This window comes from Pseudomonas sp. B14(2022) (assembly GCF_012030485.1).
In the GTDB taxonomy this organism is placed as follows: Bacteria; Pseudomonadota; Gammaproteobacteria; order Pseudomonadales; family Pseudomonadaceae; genus Aquipseudomonas.
Genome location: NZ_JAAUVM010000008.1, coordinates 39,960 through 58,733, shown reverse-complemented (window position 1 = coordinate 58,733; position 18,774 = coordinate 39,960). Strand labels below are relative to the sequence as shown.

The following is an 18,774-nucleotide window of genomic DNA, read 5'->3' as shown; positions in this document are numbered from 1 at the left end:
AGTTACCAGTAATCTTCTTCTCAACGCAAGCGCCCTGCATCTCGCAGCCCGCGCTCACTTGAGGACAAGACCATGCTGACCCTTCGCAAAGCTTCCGAACGCGGCGCCGCCAATCACGGTTGGTTGAAGTCGTTTCATACCTTCTCGTTCGCCAACTATTGGAACCCCAATGAACAGGGTTTTTCCGACCTGCTGGTGATCAACGACGACCGCGTCGCGGCCGGCAAAGGCTTCGGCCAGCACCCGCACCGCGACATGGAGATTTTCTCCTATGTGCTTGAAGGCGCCCTGGAACACAAGGACACCCTGGGCACCGGCTCGGTGATCCGCCCCGGCGATGTGCAACTGATGAGCGCCGGCAGCGGCGTGGCCCACAGCGAGTTCAACCACAGCCAGACCCGCAGCGTGCACTTCCTGCAAATCTGGATCGTACCCGCCGTGGCCGGTGCCGAGCCGCGCTATCAACAGGAGCACTTCAGCGCGGCGCAGAAACAAGGGCGCCTGCAACTGATCATCTCGCCGGACGGCACCGACGGCTCCCTGACCGTGCGCCAGGACGCCAGGGTGTACGCCGGGCTGTTCAACGGCGACGAAGCCGCGACCCTCGACCTGCCGCCGGATCGCCACGTGTACATCCATGTAGCTCGGGGCAGCGTGGACATCAATGGCCAGCGCTTGCAGGAAGGCGACGGTGCCCGAGTGCGCGATGAGCGGCAAATCCGCCTGAGCCAGGGCCAGGATGCCGAGGTGCTGGTGTTCGACCTGCGTCCCCAGGAATTGCCGCAGATGCCGTGACGAGCACGGCGATGGCCCTTTGAAACGGGCCATCGCTGGCATCGATAGTCACCATCAGCCCAATGAAGTTCTCTTAAAAAATGCAACGCGTAACATCAAACCCATACCAGGCAACACCCAACTAAAACACTCGGAGCACACCATCATGAAACGCCAAATCTTGCTTAGCCTCGCTTTCTCGGTACTCGCTGCAAACGCATTTGCCCACCCTGTTGTTGCTGAAGGCGGCGCGGATCGCCTGATCGAAAATCGTGTTGCTGAAGGTGGCTCGGATCGCCTGCTGGAACGTCGTATTGCCGAAGGTGGCTCGGATCGCCTGCTGGAGCGTCGTGTTGCCGAAGGTGGTGCTGATCGCTTGCAGCAACGCGGTATTGTTGAAGGTGGTGCCGACCGCCTGCAAGGCAACCGCGTTGCCGAAGGTGGCGCTGATCGCCTGCAGGAACGTGGCCTGGCCGAAGGCGGTGCCGATCGTTTGCAGCAACGCGGTATTGTTGAAGGCGGTGCCGATCGCCTGCTGGACAACCACGCTTAATCCCGCTGTTCGCGGGGCCCCCCAAACCGGCCTGATCAGCCGGTTTTTTTTCGCCTTCGATTAATGCAGGTCGCAGTCCACCCACACCACAGCCTTGCCGATCTGTTGCCGCTGGTCATGGCATTTCTGGTGGCGTGCATCGAGGCCGAAGTGCAGTTGCGCCGTTGAGTCAACGGGCGGCGGCGTCCGTCAATCGTCGGGTCGCCCGGCCGGGCGATTTTTCCGGCCTGAGCAGGCAACACGTAAACCTGCGCCCTTCAGAAAAATCGTTGAAACTAAAATACTTATCGCACATTAAGAGTTTGCACTAGCATAAGTGTAAGTCCGTACACCCCCGTGCACTATCCCCCTACTACCCTCCTGCGCTCGTAAAAAACAAGTGGCGAATGTTAAAATTTGTCACGTTTTAGCAGAATCAATTCGATTAGTATCTAAACGCTAGCATCGATTGAACTGACGGCCTTGCATGCCAGAAAAGGGAGTAGGTGATGCATTTTTCCAATGTCCTCGCTATTGCACGGACTCAATCGAAATCGGAGGACTTTCGGGATTTTTTAGTTCGTACTGTAGCGAATAATTTAAAAGTCGATACACGCTGCTACGGACAACTAATTGACGCCAAGGAAAGTCACGGCCATTACCGTGCCATTATTATAGAAATTGATACACCCTCCGCCAGCAACCTGAGCCTGGACATAATAAAAAAAGCGCGAACTGAAAACCCTGACTGCACGATATTCGTCGTCATCACTTTTGCGTCCACCCTGAGCAAAACAAAATATTACTTGGCCGGTGCCGATTACTGCATCAAGGTGATCGAAACCTCACCCGAAAAAAACTTGAATCTGTTTGACGCCTTCCTCAGTGAAAGCGCTCGATTCAATCAGTGCGACCTGATACTCGACCAGGACCGCATGTGCCTGTATGGCGATGGAAAAAAGTTGGAAATATCCTTCGTCGAAATGCAAGTACTGGAAGCGCTTATTCATCACAGACTGCTCAGTCATAATGAGATCGCCAGTGCCATGGGACTTAATATCAAGTACTACGACTCCCGCGCACTGGAAAAGTCCATCAGCCGTTTGCGCGGAAAAATCAAGGCGCACTACGGTGAAAACATCATCCAAAACATTCGCGGTTATGGGTACAAACTCAGCCGGAGCCTTATTTGCGCCAGTCATTTCCACCCCACCAAGGAGGGGTCGAGCCGTGAATAGTAAAAAACCGCACGATGTACATGCCCCGGACTTCAAGATCATCAGGCAAGCCATCGTTGATCGCAGTCATGCCTGGTGGGGAAGTGAAATCAGCGTCGCAGGTGTCGTGGACCTCAAAGAACTTGAAAGTGCCTGCACTGAGGCCTTGCGCCATGTCCACCCACCGCGCAAAGCGCTTAAGGCGGTCAGCCCGGCGACGAGTCATACGCTCCTGCGCATGGGGCAATCGGCGCTGATGAACAACGACATCCTCAAGGCGATCATCGAGGCTGCACGGGCATTGGAATATCACAAACAACCCTTCACCCTCAGCCTTGACAACCCGCTGGACGCCCTGCCCGGTCCGGTAGAACGCCGGGCGATGGTGCGCCAGTTATATAAGTTGAAAGACCAGAGCGGTATCACGTTGGCCTACAACAACTACAGACTCGATACAAAGCCAGCGGACCTGCTGATCGACCTCAAGCTCTACGACTATATAAAAATGCCCTTTCCGGATTCTGCCCTGCGGCTCAGCCTGAATACCCGTTCGGACCTGTTCGACCGGCTCTATGACCGCATGCTGGAGCTGATCAGTGCGAGCAGAGTGTGCTTCATCGCTGACCAGGTCGAATTTGCCGACAGCGCCATGCTGGCAAAAAACCTGCCGTTCGAATACTTTCAGGGCGGCTATTACTCCCCCGCTGACTGCCTTTAACAATCGCTACTTCCTGATATGGGTGGACCCTATGAGCTCCTTCAAGAAACACGCCTTTGCTCCAACACTTCCTTCTATCGCACTGCTGGACTTCACGCCCAACGCAGAGTGCTGCCATTACGATGCAACGCCGGAGACGACGGACCCCGCCGATAAAAACCTGGCATTTTCTCACCTACAGATCACCCCGCGTTTTAATACGTACATTATTACCCACAGCCTCAACCTGCCCTCGCAACCATTTAACGCCAAGCGCCAAGAATCCAGAATGCCAACCGTCACGGACCCTGACAGCGCGCCGAACAACCCTACGCGTACCCAGGAGATCAGCGCCGAACGAACGCAACTGTATCCACAGGATTTCTGGCTGCTCACCCAACATGACCGGGCATTGGTCAAAGGTGGACTGCGCATTTCCTTGACCAATATTGAATCGGCGCTGATTAAAAAAATGCTGCACCATGAAGAACGTGTGGTCAGCAAAGATGAGTTGATCCGTAATATAGGTCGCGAACCCGAGTTATACCGCGGTCTGGAAATGTGCCTGAGTCGCCTGCAGGAAAAGTTCAAGCGAGTCAGCGACGGTGAACGCCTGTTTCGTGCAGTAAGAAACCGTGGTTATTGCCTGACGCAAAAAATCAAAAAGCCGCTAGAGCTGAATCAACCACGCCGTTAAAGAATAAAAACAATCCAGAACTTAGCATGCACCCTGCCTATTACCACACTCTTCTACCTGCCCTTTTATAACATCCATTTGGCTTACTCCCCACTGACCTTGTTATAAGTCGTCAGCCTCTGCCCCCTGCCGTTCATTACTATCAATAGGCACGCGCCTGCGCGTGCCTGTCGTTTATAACAGTTAACCCTTAACGCCTGCCACCACGTGCGCGGTCATCACCGGGAGCAGAACTATGCTTAATAACACTAGAATGCATCGCAACCTGACCCCCAGGGGTTTGACGTTCTGGGGGCAATGGACACTCGCATCGAGTTTAGTTGTCGCGCTGTTATTTACGCTGGTTATCGTAAAGACTGGCCAATTGGAGTATTACTACCGCGTCCTGGCCGCCTTTACGATATTAGCCTCTCTCCCGGCGTATACCTTGTGCGATGTCTACAGCAAGAAAGATGATTATGCCGTGGGCCTGGGACGCTTGTTCATGGGCTGGCTGTTAACCATGGGTATATTGTTTGCCGTGGGCGTAGCGTGTAATGCCAGCGCACTGTTCCCCGTGGAAACCTTATTACTCTGGGCGGCGGTCAGTTACCCGTTATTGGCACTGTGTTACATACCACTGCACAGCCTGTCCCGGTATTACCACCGCCAACTTCACGAGCGCCAAAAATCATTGATCGTGGGCACTGGCAAGCTTGCGGTGGACCTGGCCAGAACCCTCTCACGGCAAAAACGCTCGCCCTTGGTGGGCCTGGTCGGCAGCCGTGCCGAGGCGGCCGAAGATGCACAAGCGCAGATACTCGGCGAGCTGCCGCAACTGCCTCAATTGATCCGGCAGCACGGCATCCGCCGGCTCTACATCACCCATTCATTGCAGGACGCCACCCACATTGAGGCGCTGTACCTCAACCTGCTGGAGATCAGCGTGGATGTGATCTGGGTGCCCGACCTCAATAACATGCTGCTGCTCAACCATTGCGTGGCCGAAGTGGATGGGCTGCCGGCGATCTACCTCAACGAAAGCCCGCTGACCAGCCGCCCCACCGCTGCGCTGAGCAAGTCGCTGCTGGACAAGAGCCTGGCGCTGCTGGCTATCATCGCGCTGAGCCCACTGCTGTTGCTGGTCGCCCTGCTGATCAAGCTCACCTCCCCCGGCCCGGTGATCTTCAAACAGGACCGCCACGGCTGGAATGGTGAGGTGATCAAGGTGTGGAAATTCCGCTCCATGCGTGTGCATGACGACCATGAGGTACGCCAGGCCAGTCGCAACGATTCGCGCATTACGCCGGTGGGCCGGTTTATCCGACGTACCTCCATCGATGAATTGCCGCAGCTGTTCAACGTGCTGCAAGGGCACATGGCACTGGTCGGCCCGCGCCCCCATGCGATTGCACACAACGATTACTACTCGGGAAAAATCCGCGCCTACATGGCCCGCCATCGAATCAAACCCGGCATCACCGGCCTGGCTCAGGTCAATGGCTGCCGGGGCGAGACCGAGACCCTGGAGAAGATGCAACAGCGCGTCGACATCGACCTGCGCTACATCAACACCTGGTCGCTGTGGCTGGACATCAAGATCCTGTTGAAGACGCCATTTACGCTGCTGTCCAAGGACATCTACTGATCCCCTACGTGTAGCAGCTGCCGAGCGCAAACGAGGCTGCGTCAGCGGTGTGCCAGGCAGGCCGTAAACGCAGCCTCGCCGGGGCTCGGCAGTTGCTACGGATTTGAGCGGTGTTGGATGAGACAGTGTCTATATGGGTGCATTTATTCGGTGATCTTGTCGATGTTCTTGTAGAACAGCTCACTGTCGCGCCCATCGGTCATCGAATGCAGTGAGTAGGCGCGGTTCAAGCGTGCGCCGCCGTCGCGGGTCAGCGGCGCCCATACCAGGTTGGCGCGGCGCATGGTCGACAGGCTCATCAACTCATCGAAGGGAATGGACAGGTAGAGGCCCTTGTCGAAGCTGCCTTCGCCATATTGCTCTGTCGACGCGGTGGTCCGGGTGACCCATGCCCCTATGCGCACGCCATTGGTGAATTGGCGCGACAGGTCCAGGGTCGCGCCCCAGTCCCTGGCCAGGTAGCGGCCGACACTCAAGGCGCCCTGAATGTTGAACGGCAGATCGGTATAGCCGGTGATATGTCCGGTGACGGTGCGGTAATCGCGCAAGCTGAAATCCTGCTCGAAACCGCGCTGGCGCACGTAGTTCAGGTCGGCACCCAATGCCCAGCGTTGGCCCATCGGGCGGTACAGCACTTCACTGCCGACACCGGCATACATCGATTCAAGCAAGCCGCCGTAGACCATGCCGTAGAGGTCCTGGTCCAACTGCACCGCATGGTTGAGCTGAAAGGTCGGCAGGGTCACATCGGACGTGGTCATGTACCGGCGCAGGTCAGTTCGTACCCGCGGCAAACCACTGGGGGCATCGTAGGTAAACCCGTCGTAGTTGTTCAGCAGGTTGACGCTGAGCAGGCCGCTCCACCAAGTATTGCGGGTGAAACGATACTCGGCGTCGAGGTCGGCGGACACCTGGTAGAGCAAGCCATCCGGCCCGCCGACGTTCTGTTTGTAGCCAAGGCCCACACCGTAGCTGAAGGGTTTGGGGGGCTGGGTGTAGAGTACCGTCTGGGTGTTGATGTTGGCGCGATTGACTTCAGCCTGTCGGTGCAGGTTTTGCAGGGATTCGCGGTTGTTGACCACCTCGCGGAAGGTCTTGCGCGGCACACTGGTTTCCTCGATCGGCATGGCGTAGCGCTCGCTCACCAGCGTAAACCAATCGATCTGGTCATTGACGCTGTTATCCAGGATACGACTGGCGCGACCCACCGCCTTGGCGCTGTAGAAATAGCGTTGCTGCTCGCCATACACCAACAGCTCCGGCCCGCGCTGGGCGATGCGCTGCACGTTGTAGCCGGCATTGTCGTGCAGGCGCTGGGATACGGCGGCCCAGTCCACCTGATCCATCGGCGTGGTGGGTGCCTTGGTGGGCAGTTTCGGCGCCGGTGGGTCGTAGGTCTTCGCCGGCGCCTTGCGACTGACGAAATTGGTGTGCAGGGTGATACCGAACATGGCGGTGTTGCCACGTTCCCAGGCGGCACTCACGTCGATGGCGTCGGCCACCTTGTAGACCAGGCCCAGGTTGATCGGCGAGTCCTGGCGAAAGCTGTTGTCCCGAGGCTCGTTCTTGTAGTCGTTACCTTCCACCTCGAGCTTGAGGCTCAGTGGCGCCCAGGGTGTCTGGTAGGCGACACCGCCGAACAAGGAAGGCCGGCCGCGAAAGTAGCCGTTGGAAAAATTGCCGGAGCCCTCGGCGCTGGGTCGCTCCTTGAAGCGATCATCCAGCGCGCCCAGCGGGTTGTCCAAATCACCGCGACTGCCCAGGTAGCCCCAGGCGATGCCGGCACTGAAATCCAGATCGCCATAGCGTTTGTTAGCCACCAGGTACTCACTGGAAAACAGCCCGGTGCCGCCCAAGTCCATGAACCCCAGCGCCACCTCCGGCAGCCAATGGCTTTCCTGATACAGGCGCACCTTGGCATCGACCGCCTTGTCCTTGTAACTCTGGCCGCCGCTGAACGACTCGGCGCCATACGGGCGGTTGGTAATCGCGGTGTAGCGAAAGGTGCCTTCGAGCCAGTCCAGGGGCTGCGCGGAAAAACTATATCGACTGTAAGGTTCGGTGCGATTGGCATTCACGCTGAGTTCGCCAGTGGGCGCCATGCGCGCGGTAGGGGTTTGCAGCAGCCCGACGCCGCCGAAATCGCTTTGGGTGTAACGGGGATCGCCATGCACGACGCCAAAGGGCACCAGCAGCACGGCCGCAATACATAATTTCAAGGCATGACCTCGGCCAGGGGTTGGGTGGCAAGAAACTCGGCCAGTTGCTGATTGAGCTCAGGGGTGGGCGGGTTCAGGTCATCGTTGCGGATCGGCACCAGCAGCGTGCTGCCGGGCGCAGGGGGCGTGCCCTCCTCGCGATTCCACGCCGCGATACCCAGGCGCGTGACATGGCCATCGGGCTGGATCAGCCACAGGTAATCGCGGTCCGCTTCCGTCAGGGCCGGACAGGCATGAAGATAATCGAGGGGTCGCTGCAGCGGCGCGAATGCCAACGTGCAGGGCGCGGCGACGGCCCCCACGACGCGCACGCTGTGCGGCCTCGGCGGATAAACCAGGCGGTCGCCATCACTGACCCGCGGGTTGGGTGCAAAACCGACTTCCACCGCCACCGGATCCAGCATCGCCGTTTGGCGGCCGGTCACCGGCAAAGCCTGCACTTGTTGGTAAAGCTGAGCCGCCGCACGCGCCCGACCTTCGCGTCCGGCAGCCAACGCGGCCCCGTGCAGGGTTTGCAGGTCAAACAGCACACCGGCCTTGAGCCGTGCCTGCTGCGCCAGCAAGGGTTGGTGCAGCCAGGCCGCGCCCAGCCAATAGCCCTGGGCATCCGGTTGTGACGCGGTGATTACATCCAGCAAGCGGGTCTCGGGGTGCAGCGTGATTGCGCCGGGATTGCGCACCTGGCCGCTGACCGTCATTGCGGCGTGGCACGCACTGGCGCATCCCCACAACAACAGCAGCGCGCCTAATCGTCGGCCAGTCATCGGGCATCCTTGCGGGTGGGTTGCAGTTGGGTAATGGTCAGGGTCAGGGCGGGCGTGAGGTGCTGCTCGCTCTGCACGACAAAGCCGTTTTCGGGATCGACCCAGTAACGGTTGCGTGCCTGAAAGCCCAGCGCCTCGGACTCGATGTCTTCGTCTACGCGCAGCAAGGCATAGGGTTTATCGAGAATCTCGACGGTCTCGATGCCTTTGCGCCTCATGTGACTGGTGACCACCACGCCCAGGCGATAGCCACCGACCAAGTCGATCTGGCGCGTGCTGCGATAGCCATCCGGCACGTGATGCAGCCCTTGCTGGAACGGCGACTGGCCCTGCCAGCGCGTGCCATCCAGGTCGGCACCCAGACCGACCGTGCGCACCACCAGGCCATCGCGCACCAGCAACACCTGCTTGCCGGAGGCCACCCAGAATTGCAAGTCGCCGCGCTGGCGAATCAGCGCCATCACCCCTTCACTGGACACCGTGGTGACCTTGATCTGGGGAAACGGCACCGCATCCACCTGGGCTTGGCTCAACTGCAACGGTGCAGGCCCGCCCACGGCTGCCTTGAAGGTATCGAGTGAGGCCGTCATCAGCGGATTACAGCCAGCCAACAGCCACGCCAACCCCGCGTACGTACCGATTTTCAGACTGTTCACGCAGGTACCACCCTATCGGCTGCTGGCTTCGCTCAGGTTGTTCTGGGTGGATGCACCAATGCCGATGATCGACGCGGACGGCACCAGTTGGCTGATAAAGCGGTTCCAGCGCGTAATATTCGCGGGGCCGACAAACACCACATCCTGAGGCTGCACATCAAAGCGCGTGGCCAGGGCCATGGCCGACGGCGAGCCGGCTTCCAGTTGGAATACCTTGGCCGGTTCCACATCGATGTTCTGTGCGCCGCGAATCACATAGATGGCATCGGCGTTGGAGGTGTTCTGGTTGACCCCACCCACCGAACCGAGCACGTCGGAGAGGTTCATGCTGCGGGTCTTGAAACTCAGCGCGCGGGGTTGCATCACCTCGCCCATCACGTAGATGCGCTTGCGGTCGTTGTAAGCCAGGTACAGCTGGTCGCCGTCCTTGAGGTAGACCTCGTTCAAGCGCGACGCTTCGAGGTTGAGCGTGTCCAGGTCCAGGGTGTAGCGCTTGCCGCCACGGGTCAGGGTCAGGTTCGACAGGTCGGCATTGAGCGGGTCGATACCGGCCACCCCCAAAGCTTCGCTGACGTTCATGGCAATGGTGGTGATGGGCACCGGCCCGGCCTTGACCACCGCGCCGCTGATCACCACTTTCTGGCTGGCAAAGCGCAACACACTAACATCCACCTGGGGGCTGTCGATGTAGCGGCGCAGCTTGTCGGTGATCTCGCTGCGCAGCGCTTCAATGCTGCGCCCCTTGGCAACCAGTTCGCCCACGTAGGGGTAAAACAAGTTGCCCTCGGGGCTGACCAAACGACCGTTGGCATCGATCTGCTGCTGCGGGCCGGACGGTGCGGTGAGTTCAGGGTGATCCCACACCGTGATATACAGCGCATCATTTGGGCCGATCAAATACGGCTCGGGTTTATAATTCAATAGTTCCGCAGGAATGGAATAAGGCACGTGGCTTGCCGCGTCCATGGCCAATAACTTTGGCGTAATCGGAATTAAATCCACGCGACTGTTTTCAGGCCCGCCCTTTTCGGTCAGGGCGGCCGTGTCCATATATTGACCCGGGGCAAAAATGCAGCCTTGCAACAATGCAGCGGCCACGGCTGCAATAGAAAAAATACGCATCATAGTGCTAGGACACTCGCGATAGACGACAAGAAAAAAAGACCACTTGGGCGGGGAATCCAAGCGATCTTAAAAGCGGAGGGTGTACGACTAGTTGGTGGTACCGGTAGTGCCGGTAGTACCCGTGGTGGTGCCGCCATTGGAGCTGCCACCGCTGTTTGAAGCAGCGGCAACACCCGCAATCAGGGCAGCGCTAACCAACAACGTCTGCCCCACCGTAACGGTTCCCACCACTGCGGTATCAAGCCCCAATGGGAGCTCGTCGGCCATCGCCGAAGTACTCAAGACACTGAGTACCAGAATAGCCAGTGATTTTCTCATTTCAGACTCCTTATCATCAGTGAGCAGGCAAACCGATAGTGCCATTCAACTAAACAGCGCACCAGACGGATAATATTTAACCGACTTAGTTGAAAATAACGTTTTCCCGGCAAGCCCCCCGGCTTTCAATGCATTGAGCCCGACAAAGTTATTTAAAACGTTATTAATTGTCGGAAAACTTCAGGCCCTGCCGTACTTGTCTTCGAAGCGCACAATATCGTCCTCGCCCAGATAAGAGCCCGACTGCACCTCGATCAACTCCAGCGGAATCACCCCCGGGTTTTCCAGGGCGTGCACCTGGCCGATGGGGATATAGGTCGACTGGTTTTCCGACACCAGGTAAGTCTGTTCGCCATTGGTGACCCGCGCCGTACCGCTGACCACAATCCAGTGCTCGGCGCGGTGGTGGTGCATCTGCACCGACAACTTGGCCCCCGGCTTCACCGTGATGCGCTTGACCTGATAGCGCTGGCCGTTGTCCACCGAGTCGTACATGCCCCATGGCCGATACACCTCGCGGTGGTTGAGATGCTCATGGCGCCCGGCCTGCTTGAGCAGGTCGACGATGCCCTTGACCTGCTGCACCTGGTCCTTATGGGCCACCAGCACCGCATCCTTCGTCTCGACAATGATCAGGTCCTGCACCCCCACCGTGGCCACCAGCCGACTGTCGGCGTGAACGTACGTGTCACGGGTGTCCAGGCTCAGCCCATCGCCGCGGATCACATTGCCGCTGGAGTCTTTTTCGCTGGCCTCCCACAACGCCGACCACGAGCCGATATCACTCCAGCCGGCCTGCAACGGCACCATCACCGCGTCATGGGTGTTTTCCATCACCGCGTAATCGATGGAATCGTCCGGGCACGCGGCAAAGGTCGCGGCATGCACGCGGGTGAAGGGTTGATCCTGGCTGCCCCCTTCCAGCGCCACGCGACAGGCTTCGAGGATCGCCGGCTGGAAGCGTTCCAGTTCCTCCAGGTAACGGCTGGCGCGGAACATGAACATGCCGCTGTTCCAGTAATACGCACCGCAGGCCACATACGCCGCAGCGGTGGCGGCGTCGGGTTTCTCGACAAAGCGCTTGACCCGATAACCGCCCTCGCCCGCCGCCGCGCCTTGTTCGATATAGCCGTAGCCGGTATGGGCGCTGGTGGGCGTGATACCGAAAGTCACCAGCTTGCCGTCACGGGCCAGCGGCAACGCCACTTCCAGGCTGGCATGAAACGCAGGGATGTCTTCAATCAAATGGTCCGCCGCCAGCACCAGCAGGATCGGGTCCTGTTGCTCGGCAAGCGCCTTGCACGCCGCCAGCGCGATGGCCGGCGCCGTGTTGCGCCCCACCGGCTCCAACAGGATGCTGGCCTGCTCCATGCCCAACTGGCGCAACTGCTCGGCCACCAGGAAGCGGTGCTGTTCATTGCAGATCAACTGCGGCAGCGCGACGTTGGCGCCTTCCAGCCGCGTGATGGTCTGCTGCAGCATCGACAGGTGCGCGTCGGTCAAGCGCAGGAACTGCTTAGGGTTCAGTTGCCGCGAAAGCGGCCACAGGCGCGACCCCGAACCGCCTGCCATGATCACGGGTAATAACATGAGAGCGTCCTCGGGAGAGAGTCAGAAGTAGGCGCGAGTGTGTTCATGCACCCGCAGGCTGATGCGCAGTTCATCCTCGGACCACCAGCGGTAATGCTGGTGTTGCTCCGTGGGCGGCTGCAGGGTCTGGCCTTGCGCCAGGTCCAGGCAATAGCTGAGCACCACATAATGGGTGTCCGGCCCGGCCCCGGCGTTGGCAAACACGCTGTCGTCGTAGAAGTGCTCGAACACCCCCCGCAGCCGCGCCTCGGCGCGCTCGAAGGTGTGCCCCAGTTCGTCGTGGGTGATGCGCCGGAATGCGCTGTCGAGGTTTTCGTTTTTCTGGATACGCCCGCCGGGCACGAACCAGAAGCCGTACGCCGGCCGATTGACGCGCAAGCCCAGCAGGACCTCGCCACGGGTATTTCTCACCACCAGGTCGATCGCCACCAGCGGCGTCGACGCCACGACCGTATTGAAGGTCGGTAAATCAAGCCACATACCCATCAGACCTGTGCCAGAAAGCGTTGCAGAATGCGTTCCTTGTCGAGGAACTCCTTGGCGTAGTTCAGCGCCACCTCGTTGCGCGCGGGCAATGCCAGTGCCCGCTCGATCCCTGTGTTCAACGCCGCGACGGATTCCGGTTCAGTCAACACCGCAATGCCGGGGTGTTCCTCGCACAGGCGCCCGAGGGTGGTGTCGGGGTCGGCGGTGATGATGGCGTGGCCGCCCACCGCCAGGATATTGGTCAACTTGGAAGGCAGCACTGCGTCCGCCACCCCGCGCTTCTGGATCACCAGGTGCACATCGGCCGAGGCCAGCAGCGCCGGCAAATCCTCGTAGGGCTGCAACGGCGCAAACAGCACATTGTGCAGGCCATCGCGCTGTACACGCTCGAGCAAGCGTGCCTTGCCGGTGCCCTGGCCGACGATCAGGAACACCAGCTCCGGGCGATCGGCATAGGCCTGGGCGGCGTCGAGGATCAGTTCCAGGCCCTGCTTCTCACCGATATTGCCGGAGTACAACAGCACCTTTTGGCCCGGCGCCACACCCAGGCGTTGCAGCAGCCCGCAGCTGCGAGGCACCTGGCGAAAGCGGGCGGTTTCCGACCAATTGGGAAAGAACAGCAGGCGCTTGCTGCTCACGCCTTTGCCCCGAGCCTTGTCGAGCATGCCGCTGGAAATCGTCGAGACCCGGTCAAAGCGCCGCAACAGCCAGCGTTCAAGCTCAAACGCCAGGCGACGCATAACGGAGCCGCCACCAATGCCGAGGCCGAACATCGCGTCCACCTCGTAGTCCTGGATGTGCAGCACCGAGCGCGCGCCACTGAGCTTGGCCAACAACAGTGCCTGGGGCGCACAAAACAGGGTCGGCACTACCAGGATCACCAGGTCCGGTTTCCAGCGCAACTGCCCCATGACCGCCAGAAACGAACTGGCGGAAAAGCTCATCAGGTGCAGCAAGCGCGTCAACGCCGTGGGCTGGCGTGGCACATACAGCGGGCAACGAATCACCGTCACACCCTCATCCTGCTCGGTGCGAAAGCGCCATGGTGAATACCCATCGCCCACCTGCCACTGCGGGTAATACGGCGGCGCCGTCACCACCCGCACGTCATGCCCCTGGCCCGCCAGCCAGCATGCCTGTTCACCGCTGTACTTGCCGATGCCGGTGAGCTCCGGGCTGTAGTTGATGCCGTACAGGAGGATCTTCATCAGTGGCCCCGAGGCTGTTCAAGGGCCGCGAGGTAGGCGTTGTAGGCGTCGCGCAGGCCCTCCTCCAGCGGCACATAGGCTTCCCAGCCGAGGGCGTTGATCCGGCTCACATCCAGCAGCTTGCGCGGCGCGCCGTCGGGCTTGCTGGCGTCAAAGCGCAACTGCCCCTTGAAGCCGGTGACCCGCACCAGCGCCTGGGCCAGTTCGGCGATGGTGCAATCCACCCCCGTGCCGACGTTCAAATGCGAACGCATCGGCAGGGTCTGCTCGCGGTAGCGTTCCTGGCTAAGCTCCATCACATGAACACTGGCTGCCGCCATATCATCCACATGCAGGAACTCGCGCCTCGGCTTGCCACTGCCCCAGATCACTACTTCCTCATCGCCGCGCTGGGTCGCTTCATGGAAGCGCCGCAGCAAGGCGGCGATCACATGGCTGTTCTGCGGATGGTAGTTGTCGCCCGGCCCGTACAGGTTGGTCGGCATCACGCTGCGGTAATCGCGGCCATGCTGGCGGTTGTAGCTTTCGCACAGCTTGATCCCGGCGATCTTGGCCACCGCGTAGGGTTCGTTGGTGGGTTCCAGCGCGCCGTCCAGCAACACCGCTTCGATCATCGGTTGCGGTGCATGCACCGGGTAGATGCATGACGAGCCCAGGAACAGCAGCTTCTCCACGCCATGGCTGTGGGCGGCGTGGATCACGTTGGCCTGGATCATCAGGTTCTGGTAGATGAAATCGGCCGGGTACGTCGCGTTGGCGTGAATCCCGCCGACCTTGGCGGCCGCCAGGTACACCTGGTCCACACGGTGCCTGGCGAAGTACGCCTGCACCGCCGCCGGGTCGAGCAGGTCCAACTCGTCACGGCCGGCGGTGAGCAACTGCGTGTAGCCCAAGGCCCACAGGCGCCGCACGATGGCCGAGCCGACCATGCCGCGATGGCCGGCCACAAAAATCCGCGCATCAAAGTCACGAGCCATGTTCAGTTCTCCACGGCAATCGGTGCATCGTGACCATGGGAGCGCAACAAGGCGTGGCGCTGGGCGATCTTGAGGTCTTCGCGGACCATCTCGGCGCACATTTCCTGGGCGCTGATTTCCGGCACCCAGCCGAGCAGGCGCTTGGCCTTGGCCGGGTCGCCCAACAGCGTCTCGACTTCCGCCGGGCGGAAGTAACGCGGGTCGACGCGCACAATCACATCGCCCACCAGGATGCCCGGCGCCAGGTCGCCGTCGATCTGCTCGACCACCGCCACCTCTTCCACGCCCTCGCCGACAAAGCGCAAATGCAGCCCCAGTTCCGCCGCCGACCAGCGAATAAAGTCGCGCACCGAATACTGCACACCAGTGGCGATCACAAAATCCTCGGGGTGTTCCTGTTGCAGCATCATCCACTGCATGCGCACGTAGTCCTTGGCGTGGCCCCAGTCGCGCAGTGCATCCATGTTGCCCATGTACAGGCACTGTTCCAGGCCCAGGGCGATGTTGCTCAGGGCACGGGTGATCTTGCGCGTCACGAAGGTTTCACCGCGACGCGGCGACTCGTGGTTGAACAGGATGCCGTTGCACGCATACAGCCCATAGGCTTCGCGGAAGTTCACGGTGATCCAGTAGGCGTATAGCTTGGCCACCGCATAGGGCGAACGCGGGTAGAACGGCGTGGTTTCCTTCTGCGGGGTTTCCTGCACCAGTCCGTACAGCTCGGAGGTCGAGGCCTGGTAGAAACGGGTCTTCTTTTCCAGGCCCAGCAGGCGGATCGCCTCAAGGATGCGCAAGGCACCCAGGGCATCCACATCGGCGGTGTACTCCGGCGAATCGAAGCTCACCGCCACGTGGGATTGGGCGCCGAGGTTGTAGATTTCGTCGGGCTGGATCTGCTGGATGATGCGTGTCAGGTTCGACGAGTCCGCCAGGTCGCCATAGTGCAGGATCAGGTTTTTATGCAGGGCCTGCGGGTCCTGGTAAATATGATCGATGCGCTGGGTATTGAACGACGAAGAACGTCGCTTGAGGCCGTGCACGGTATAGCCTTTTTCCAGCAGCAGCTCTGCCAGGTACGAGCCATCCTGACCGGTGATCCCGGTAATAAGCGCGACTTTATTCATGTCTGTCTCCCAATTGATAGGCGAGCGAAGGCCGACACCCAAACTTGGGTGTTTGTTAAAAACGCTCAGTTACTTCGGTGTGGGCAGGTTCAAGTTATGTCCGGTCAACTTTGAGAGTTCCCGGACAATGGCTTCCTTATCGTTTAAGTGCGCAATCGCGGTTTCCAGTTCGAGCACTTTGGCGCCCACCAGAAAGCGGTACCAATAGCCCTGAAGCAGGTGATAGACCAGGCCACTGCGGCCATCGAGAAACCCCAGCTGGATGATGTAGCGCCACAGGAAATACGCGGTGGAACTGAGGGTGAACGGCACGCGGTTGTACACGCGGTTCTTGACCAGGCGCTTGGCCTTGGCCTGGAACGAACTCTGCCCGGCATGCAGTTCATCGCGTATCGCAAACAGCCCCAGCCGCGCGTTAAGCACTTCAATCGCTTCGCGCGTGGCGTACTGGTTGTGCTTGTGGGTGAAGAAGGTCAGGTCATGCAGGTTATGGTCGGCAAACCCGCCTTCGAGGGTGATGGTGCGGCCCTCGGCGACCGAGATGTGCTCGTCCATCCAACGGTCCTCAACGCGCCCCTGCCCGGTGCGCCACAGCCGCAGCATTTTCAACGGATAGCGGCCGCCATGGCGCACCCAACGCCCCATGAAGATATGCTTGCGCTTGAAGTTGATGCCGGTGATGTCGCGAGCCAGGGTCGGCAGTCGGGTATTGATCGCGGCGGCAAGGTCGGCCTCGATGATTTCGTCGGCATCCAGGCGCATCGTCCAGTTGCCGGTAATCGGCAGGTGATCCAGCGCCCACTGGAACTGCTTGGCCTGGTTGACGAATACATGCTGCACCACCAGCGCGCCATGGCGCCGGGCGATGTCGCAGGTGTCGTCGGTGGAGAACGAATCGACCACCAGCACTTCGTCGCTGAAGGCCCGTACCGACTCGATGGCCCGGGCGATATGCAGGCTTTCGTTGTAGGTAAGGATGATTACAGTGACGGTTTCACGAGTCATGGCATCACCTCGTGCAAGTGTTGTGTACGCTGGCCGATTTGCCGGGCGGGATGCCCGGCGTGGACGGTCCACGGCTGCGCAATGCTCTTGATCACCAGGGTGCGGGCGCCCACTACCACGCCATCGGCAATACAGACTCCAAGGGTGACAAACGCGTCGGCGCACACCCACACATGCTCCCCCAGCACAATGGGTTTTGCGAACAACTGAAAGTTTCGACTGTTGTAGTCGTGGGAACCGCCGCACAAATGGGCTCCCTGGGAAATGACGCTGTAGCGTCCGATGGAAATCATGGCCATGTTGTAAAGATTGGTGCCATCGGCAATCCCCACGTGATCACCGAGTTCAAGGTTCCACGGCGCCCACACTTTCGCGCGCGGATAAACATGTACACCTTTGCCCAGGCGTGCGCCGAACAGTCTCAATAAAAAGGCTCTCCAGGCGTGAAACGGGCGTGGACTGGGCCGAAACAGCAACACGTACACCATATTCCAGAGCTGGCGACGCACCCGGTGTGCGAACGAAAACGAGGGCGAGTGATGGGGGTCATTGCCTTGAAGAATCATGGGAGGCACTCCCGCACGATCTCCAACAGACGCTGAGCACCACGCCGGATATGAAAGCGCTCGGCGAAGCACGCTTGCGCTCGCTCGGACATTTGCCCGTAACCGGGCAAGTCGAGTCGCAACCAGCGTTGCAGGTTTTTCACCGCGCCGGCAGCGGTGTCTTCGCTGACAAACCCTACGGCGTCCTTTTCGATTTCACGCCAGATATTGACCTTGTTACTGATCAGCACCGGTTTGCCACAGGCCAGCGCCTCAGCCACGACTACGCCGAAATTTTCCTGATGTGAAGGCAGGCAAAATACCTCGGCCGCGTAAAACGCCCCCCACTTTGCCTCCCCCTGCAACATGCCAGGCCACGTGACTCGATGAGCCACCCCCAAGTCCACGGCCTGGGCCTTCAGCGCCTGCACCCAGCCCCCTTGATCAGGGCCGGCCATTACCAGATGCAAACGTTCGTCCTGCCCTGCGACCTGAGCAAATGCCTGTAACAGTTGGTCGCAACCTTTCTTTTCATGGATACGACTCAAGAACAGGATCACCCGCTTGCCCTTCAGCTCCGGGTGGTCATTGACGAAAGCTTGAGCCAATCGTGCATCGTCGGACGGCGGACTGGCGGTCCCATAGGCCGTTATCGTTTCATTAGCCCGGTACAACCAGAACGACTCACGCGCGCGGATTTTCTCTTCTTCACTGGTAAATACCACACGCTTGGCATCCCTCAGCACCCGGTACTCACCCCACGGCCAATACAACCATTTCTTCAAATGCTTGAGTGGATAAGCGTGCTTGAACCAGGGATCCAGCATGCCGTGGGTATACACAATGTAGGGTCGGCCCAACTTGTTCAGCACTTGGCGAGCAACGAAACCGTGGTACTGCCACAACCCGTTGATGATAAAAAAGTCATACTGCCGCGCGTGCTGTTCAAGCCACTTCCGAATGTTTGCATTCAACCCGTAGCCGAATCGGCTCGGCCCCATGAAGTGCACCGTTCCCGGATAGTCGACAGCGAAATCCGCATCCAGCGTCAATACATCAACACGATGCCCGTCCTGAACGAGAACCTTGTCAATTTCCCGAGCGGCATTAATAGGACCGCCATTTTCCGGTTTAACCGAAGAGATGATTCTTAATAACTTCAAGTGCTGTCCGCTCATCCGTTGAATAGATTCAAATCTTCTTACACGTAGCA

At 59.5% G+C, this 18,774-nt stretch carries 19 protein-coding genes; 6 read left to right on the top strand and 13 right to left on the bottom strand.

Annotated elements, in window-relative coordinates; all coding sequences use genetic code 11:
• Positions 1 to 72: 72 nt before the first annotated feature.
• The 6 genes from HCF10_RS14155 (at position 73) to HCF10_RS14130 (ending at position 5,544) form a co-directional block, all read left to right on the top strand.
• Positions 73 to 795, top strand: coding sequence for a pirin family protein (locus tag HCF10_RS14155; RefSeq protein ID WP_167655791.1), 723 nt, complete (start codon positions 73 to 75; stop codon positions 793 to 795).
• Positions 796 to 940: 145 nt separating this feature from the next.
• Positions 941 to 1,327 carry a hypothetical protein gene (locus tag HCF10_RS14150; RefSeq protein WP_167655790.1) on the top strand — a complete coding sequence of 129 codons (387 nt, stop codon included), beginning with the start codon at positions 941 to 943 and terminating at the stop codon, positions 1,325 to 1,327.
• 488 nt (positions 1,328 to 1,815) lie between these two features.
• Entirely contained in the window at positions 1,816 to 2,544 is a 729-nt protein-coding gene (locus HCF10_RS14145; RefSeq protein ID WP_167655789.1) for a winged helix-turn-helix domain-containing protein, read from the top strand.
• Positions 2,537 to 3,241: a hypothetical protein gene (locus HCF10_RS14140; RefSeq protein WP_167655788.1), complete on the top strand. Its 705-nt coding sequence runs from the start codon at positions 2,537 to 2,539 to the stop codon at positions 3,239 to 3,241. Before HCF10_RS14145 ends, HCF10_RS14140 begins: the two co-directional genes overlap by 8 nt.
• 31 nt (positions 3,242 to 3,272) lie before the next feature.
• Complete coding sequence (locus HCF10_RS14135; protein ID WP_131699259.1) at positions 3,273 to 3,917, top strand: winged helix-turn-helix domain-containing protein; 645 nt, start codon at positions 3,273 to 3,275, stop codon at positions 3,915 to 3,917.
• Positions 3,918 to 4,152: 235 nt separating this feature from the next.
• The gene (locus tag HCF10_RS14130; protein ID WP_167655787.1) at positions 4,153 to 5,544 is read left to right on the top strand and encodes an undecaprenyl-phosphate glucose phosphotransferase; all 1,392 of its coding nucleotides are present in this window, start codon (positions 4,153 to 4,155) and stop codon (positions 5,542 to 5,544) included.
• Between the two features lie 143 nt (positions 5,545 to 5,687).
• Here the strand turns inward: HCF10_RS14130 and HCF10_RS14125 are convergent, their stop codons facing one another.
• The 13 genes from HCF10_RS14125 to HCF10_RS14065 form a co-directional block, all read right to left on the bottom strand.
• Entirely contained in the window at positions 5,688 to 7,763 is a 2,076-nt protein-coding gene (locus tag HCF10_RS14125) for a YjbH domain-containing protein (protein ID WP_167655786.1), read from the bottom strand.
• Entirely contained in the window at positions 7,760 to 8,527 is a 768-nt protein-coding gene (locus tag HCF10_RS14120; RefSeq protein ID WP_167655785.1) for a capsule biosynthesis GfcC family protein, read from the bottom strand. The genes HCF10_RS14125 and HCF10_RS14120 overlap by 4 nt, the downstream gene beginning before the upstream one ends.
• Entirely contained in the window at positions 8,524 to 9,183 is a 660-nt protein-coding gene (locus HCF10_RS14115) for a YjbF family lipoprotein (protein ID WP_306100597.1), read from the bottom strand. The genes HCF10_RS14120 and HCF10_RS14115 overlap by 4 nt, the downstream gene beginning before the upstream one ends.
• A gap of 12 nt (positions 9,184 to 9,195) precedes the next feature.
• Positions 9,196 to 10,308, bottom strand: a complete 1,113-nt coding sequence (locus tag HCF10_RS14110) for a polysaccharide biosynthesis/export family protein (protein WP_167655784.1) — start codon at positions 10,306 to 10,308, stop codon at positions 9,196 to 9,198.
• An 87-nt stretch (positions 10,309 to 10,395) separates the two neighbouring features.
• Positions 10,396 to 10,626, bottom strand: a complete 231-nt coding sequence (locus tag HCF10_RS14105) for a hypothetical protein (RefSeq protein ID WP_131699254.1) — start codon at positions 10,624 to 10,626, stop codon at positions 10,396 to 10,398.
• A 180-nt stretch (positions 10,627 to 10,806) separates the two neighbouring features.
• A complete protein-coding gene (locus HCF10_RS14100; RefSeq protein WP_167655783.1) occupies positions 10,807 to 12,216 on the bottom strand; it encodes a mannose-1-phosphate guanylyltransferase/mannose-6-phosphate isomerase in 1,410 nt (469 codons plus the stop codon).
• A gap of 21 nt (positions 12,217 to 12,237) precedes the next feature.
• Positions 12,238 to 12,696 carry a GDP-mannose mannosyl hydrolase gene (locus HCF10_RS14095; protein WP_145337484.1) on the bottom strand — a complete coding sequence of 153 codons (459 nt, stop codon included), beginning with the start codon at positions 12,694 to 12,696 and terminating at the stop codon, positions 12,238 to 12,240.
• A gap of 5 nt (positions 12,697 to 12,701) precedes the next feature.
• Positions 12,702 to 13,910, bottom strand: a complete 1,209-nt coding sequence (locus HCF10_RS14090) for a glycosyltransferase WbuB (protein ID WP_167655782.1) — start codon at positions 13,908 to 13,910, stop codon at positions 12,702 to 12,704.
• Entirely contained in the window at positions 13,910 to 14,887 is a 978-nt protein-coding gene (gene fcl / locus HCF10_RS14085; RefSeq protein ID WP_131699250.1) for a GDP-L-fucose synthase, read from the bottom strand. Before fcl ends, HCF10_RS14090 begins: the two co-directional genes overlap by 1 nt.
• Positions 14,888 to 14,889: 2 nt before the next feature.
• Positions 14,890 to 16,011 (bottom strand): GDP-mannose 4,6-dehydratase, encoded by a 1,122-nt coding sequence (gene gmd, locus HCF10_RS14080; protein ID WP_145337482.1) that lies wholly within the window; start codon positions 16,009 to 16,011, stop codon positions 14,890 to 14,892.
• Between the two features lie 69 nt (positions 16,012 to 16,080).
• Complete coding sequence (locus tag HCF10_RS14075) at positions 16,081 to 17,016, bottom strand: glycosyltransferase family 2 protein (RefSeq protein WP_167655781.1); 936 nt, start codon at positions 17,014 to 17,016, stop codon at positions 16,081 to 16,083.
• Positions 17,013 to 17,582: a putative colanic acid biosynthesis acetyltransferase gene (locus HCF10_RS14070; protein WP_131699247.1), complete on the bottom strand. Its 570-nt coding sequence runs from the start codon at positions 17,580 to 17,582 to the stop codon at positions 17,013 to 17,015. Before HCF10_RS14070 ends, HCF10_RS14075 begins: the two co-directional genes overlap by 4 nt.
• Positions 17,579 to 18,724 (bottom strand): glycosyltransferase, encoded by a 1,146-nt coding sequence (locus HCF10_RS14065; RefSeq protein WP_131699246.1) that lies wholly within the window; start codon positions 18,722 to 18,724, stop codon positions 17,579 to 17,581. The genes HCF10_RS14070 and HCF10_RS14065 overlap by 4 nt, the downstream gene beginning before the upstream one ends.
• Positions 18,725 to 18,774 lie beyond the last annotated feature (50 nt).

Coding starts and splice junctions, on each gene's coding strand:
- HCF10_RS14155 (WP_167655791.1), top strand. CDS start 73: ATGCTGACCCTTCGCAAAGCTTCCGAACGCGGCGCCGCCAATCACGGT.
- HCF10_RS14145 (WP_167655789.1), top strand. CDS start 1,816: ATGCATTTTTCCAATGTCCTCGCTATTGCACGGACTCAATCGAAATCG.
- HCF10_RS14150 (WP_167655790.1), top strand. CDS start 941: ATGAAACGCCAAATCTTGCTTAGCCTCGCTTTCTCGGTACTCGCTGCA.
- HCF10_RS14090 (WP_167655782.1), bottom strand. CDS start 13,910: ATGAAGATCCTCCTGTACGGCATCAACTACAGCCCGGAGCTCACCGGC.
- HCF10_RS14130 (WP_167655787.1), top strand. CDS start 4,153: ATGCTTAATAACACTAGAATGCATCGCAACCTGACCCCCAGGGGTTTG.
- HCF10_RS14095 (WP_145337484.1), bottom strand. CDS start 12,696: ATGTGGCTTGATTTACCGACCTTCAATACGGTCGTGGCGTCGACGCCG.
- gmd (WP_145337482.1), bottom strand. CDS start 16,011: ATGAATAAAGTCGCGCTTATTACCGGGATCACCGGTCAGGATGGCTCG.
- HCF10_RS14105 (WP_131699254.1), bottom strand. CDS start 10,626: ATGAGAAAATCACTGGCTATTCTGGTACTCAGTGTCTTGAGTACTTCG.
- HCF10_RS14070 (WP_131699247.1), bottom strand. CDS start 17,582: ATGATTCTTCAAGGCAATGACCCCCATCACTCGCCCTCGTTTTCGTTC.
- HCF10_RS14110 (WP_167655784.1), bottom strand. CDS start 10,308: ATGATGCGTATTTTTTCTATTGCAGCCGTGGCCGCTGCATTGTTGCAA.
- HCF10_RS14135 (WP_131699259.1), top strand. CDS start 3,273: ATGAGCTCCTTCAAGAAACACGCCTTTGCTCCAACACTTCCTTCTATC.
- fcl (WP_131699250.1), bottom strand. CDS start 14,887: ATGGCTCGTGACTTTGATGCGCGGATTTTTGTGGCCGGCCATCGCGGC.
- HCF10_RS14100 (WP_167655783.1), bottom strand. CDS start 12,216: ATGTTATTACCCGTGATCATGGCAGGCGGTTCGGGGTCGCGCCTGTGG.
- HCF10_RS14120 (WP_167655785.1), bottom strand. CDS start 8,527: ATGACTGGCCGACGATTAGGCGCGCTGCTGTTGTTGTGGGGATGCGCC.
- HCF10_RS14075 (WP_167655781.1), bottom strand. CDS start 17,016: ATGACTCGTGAAACCGTCACTGTAATCATCCTTACCTACAACGAAAGC.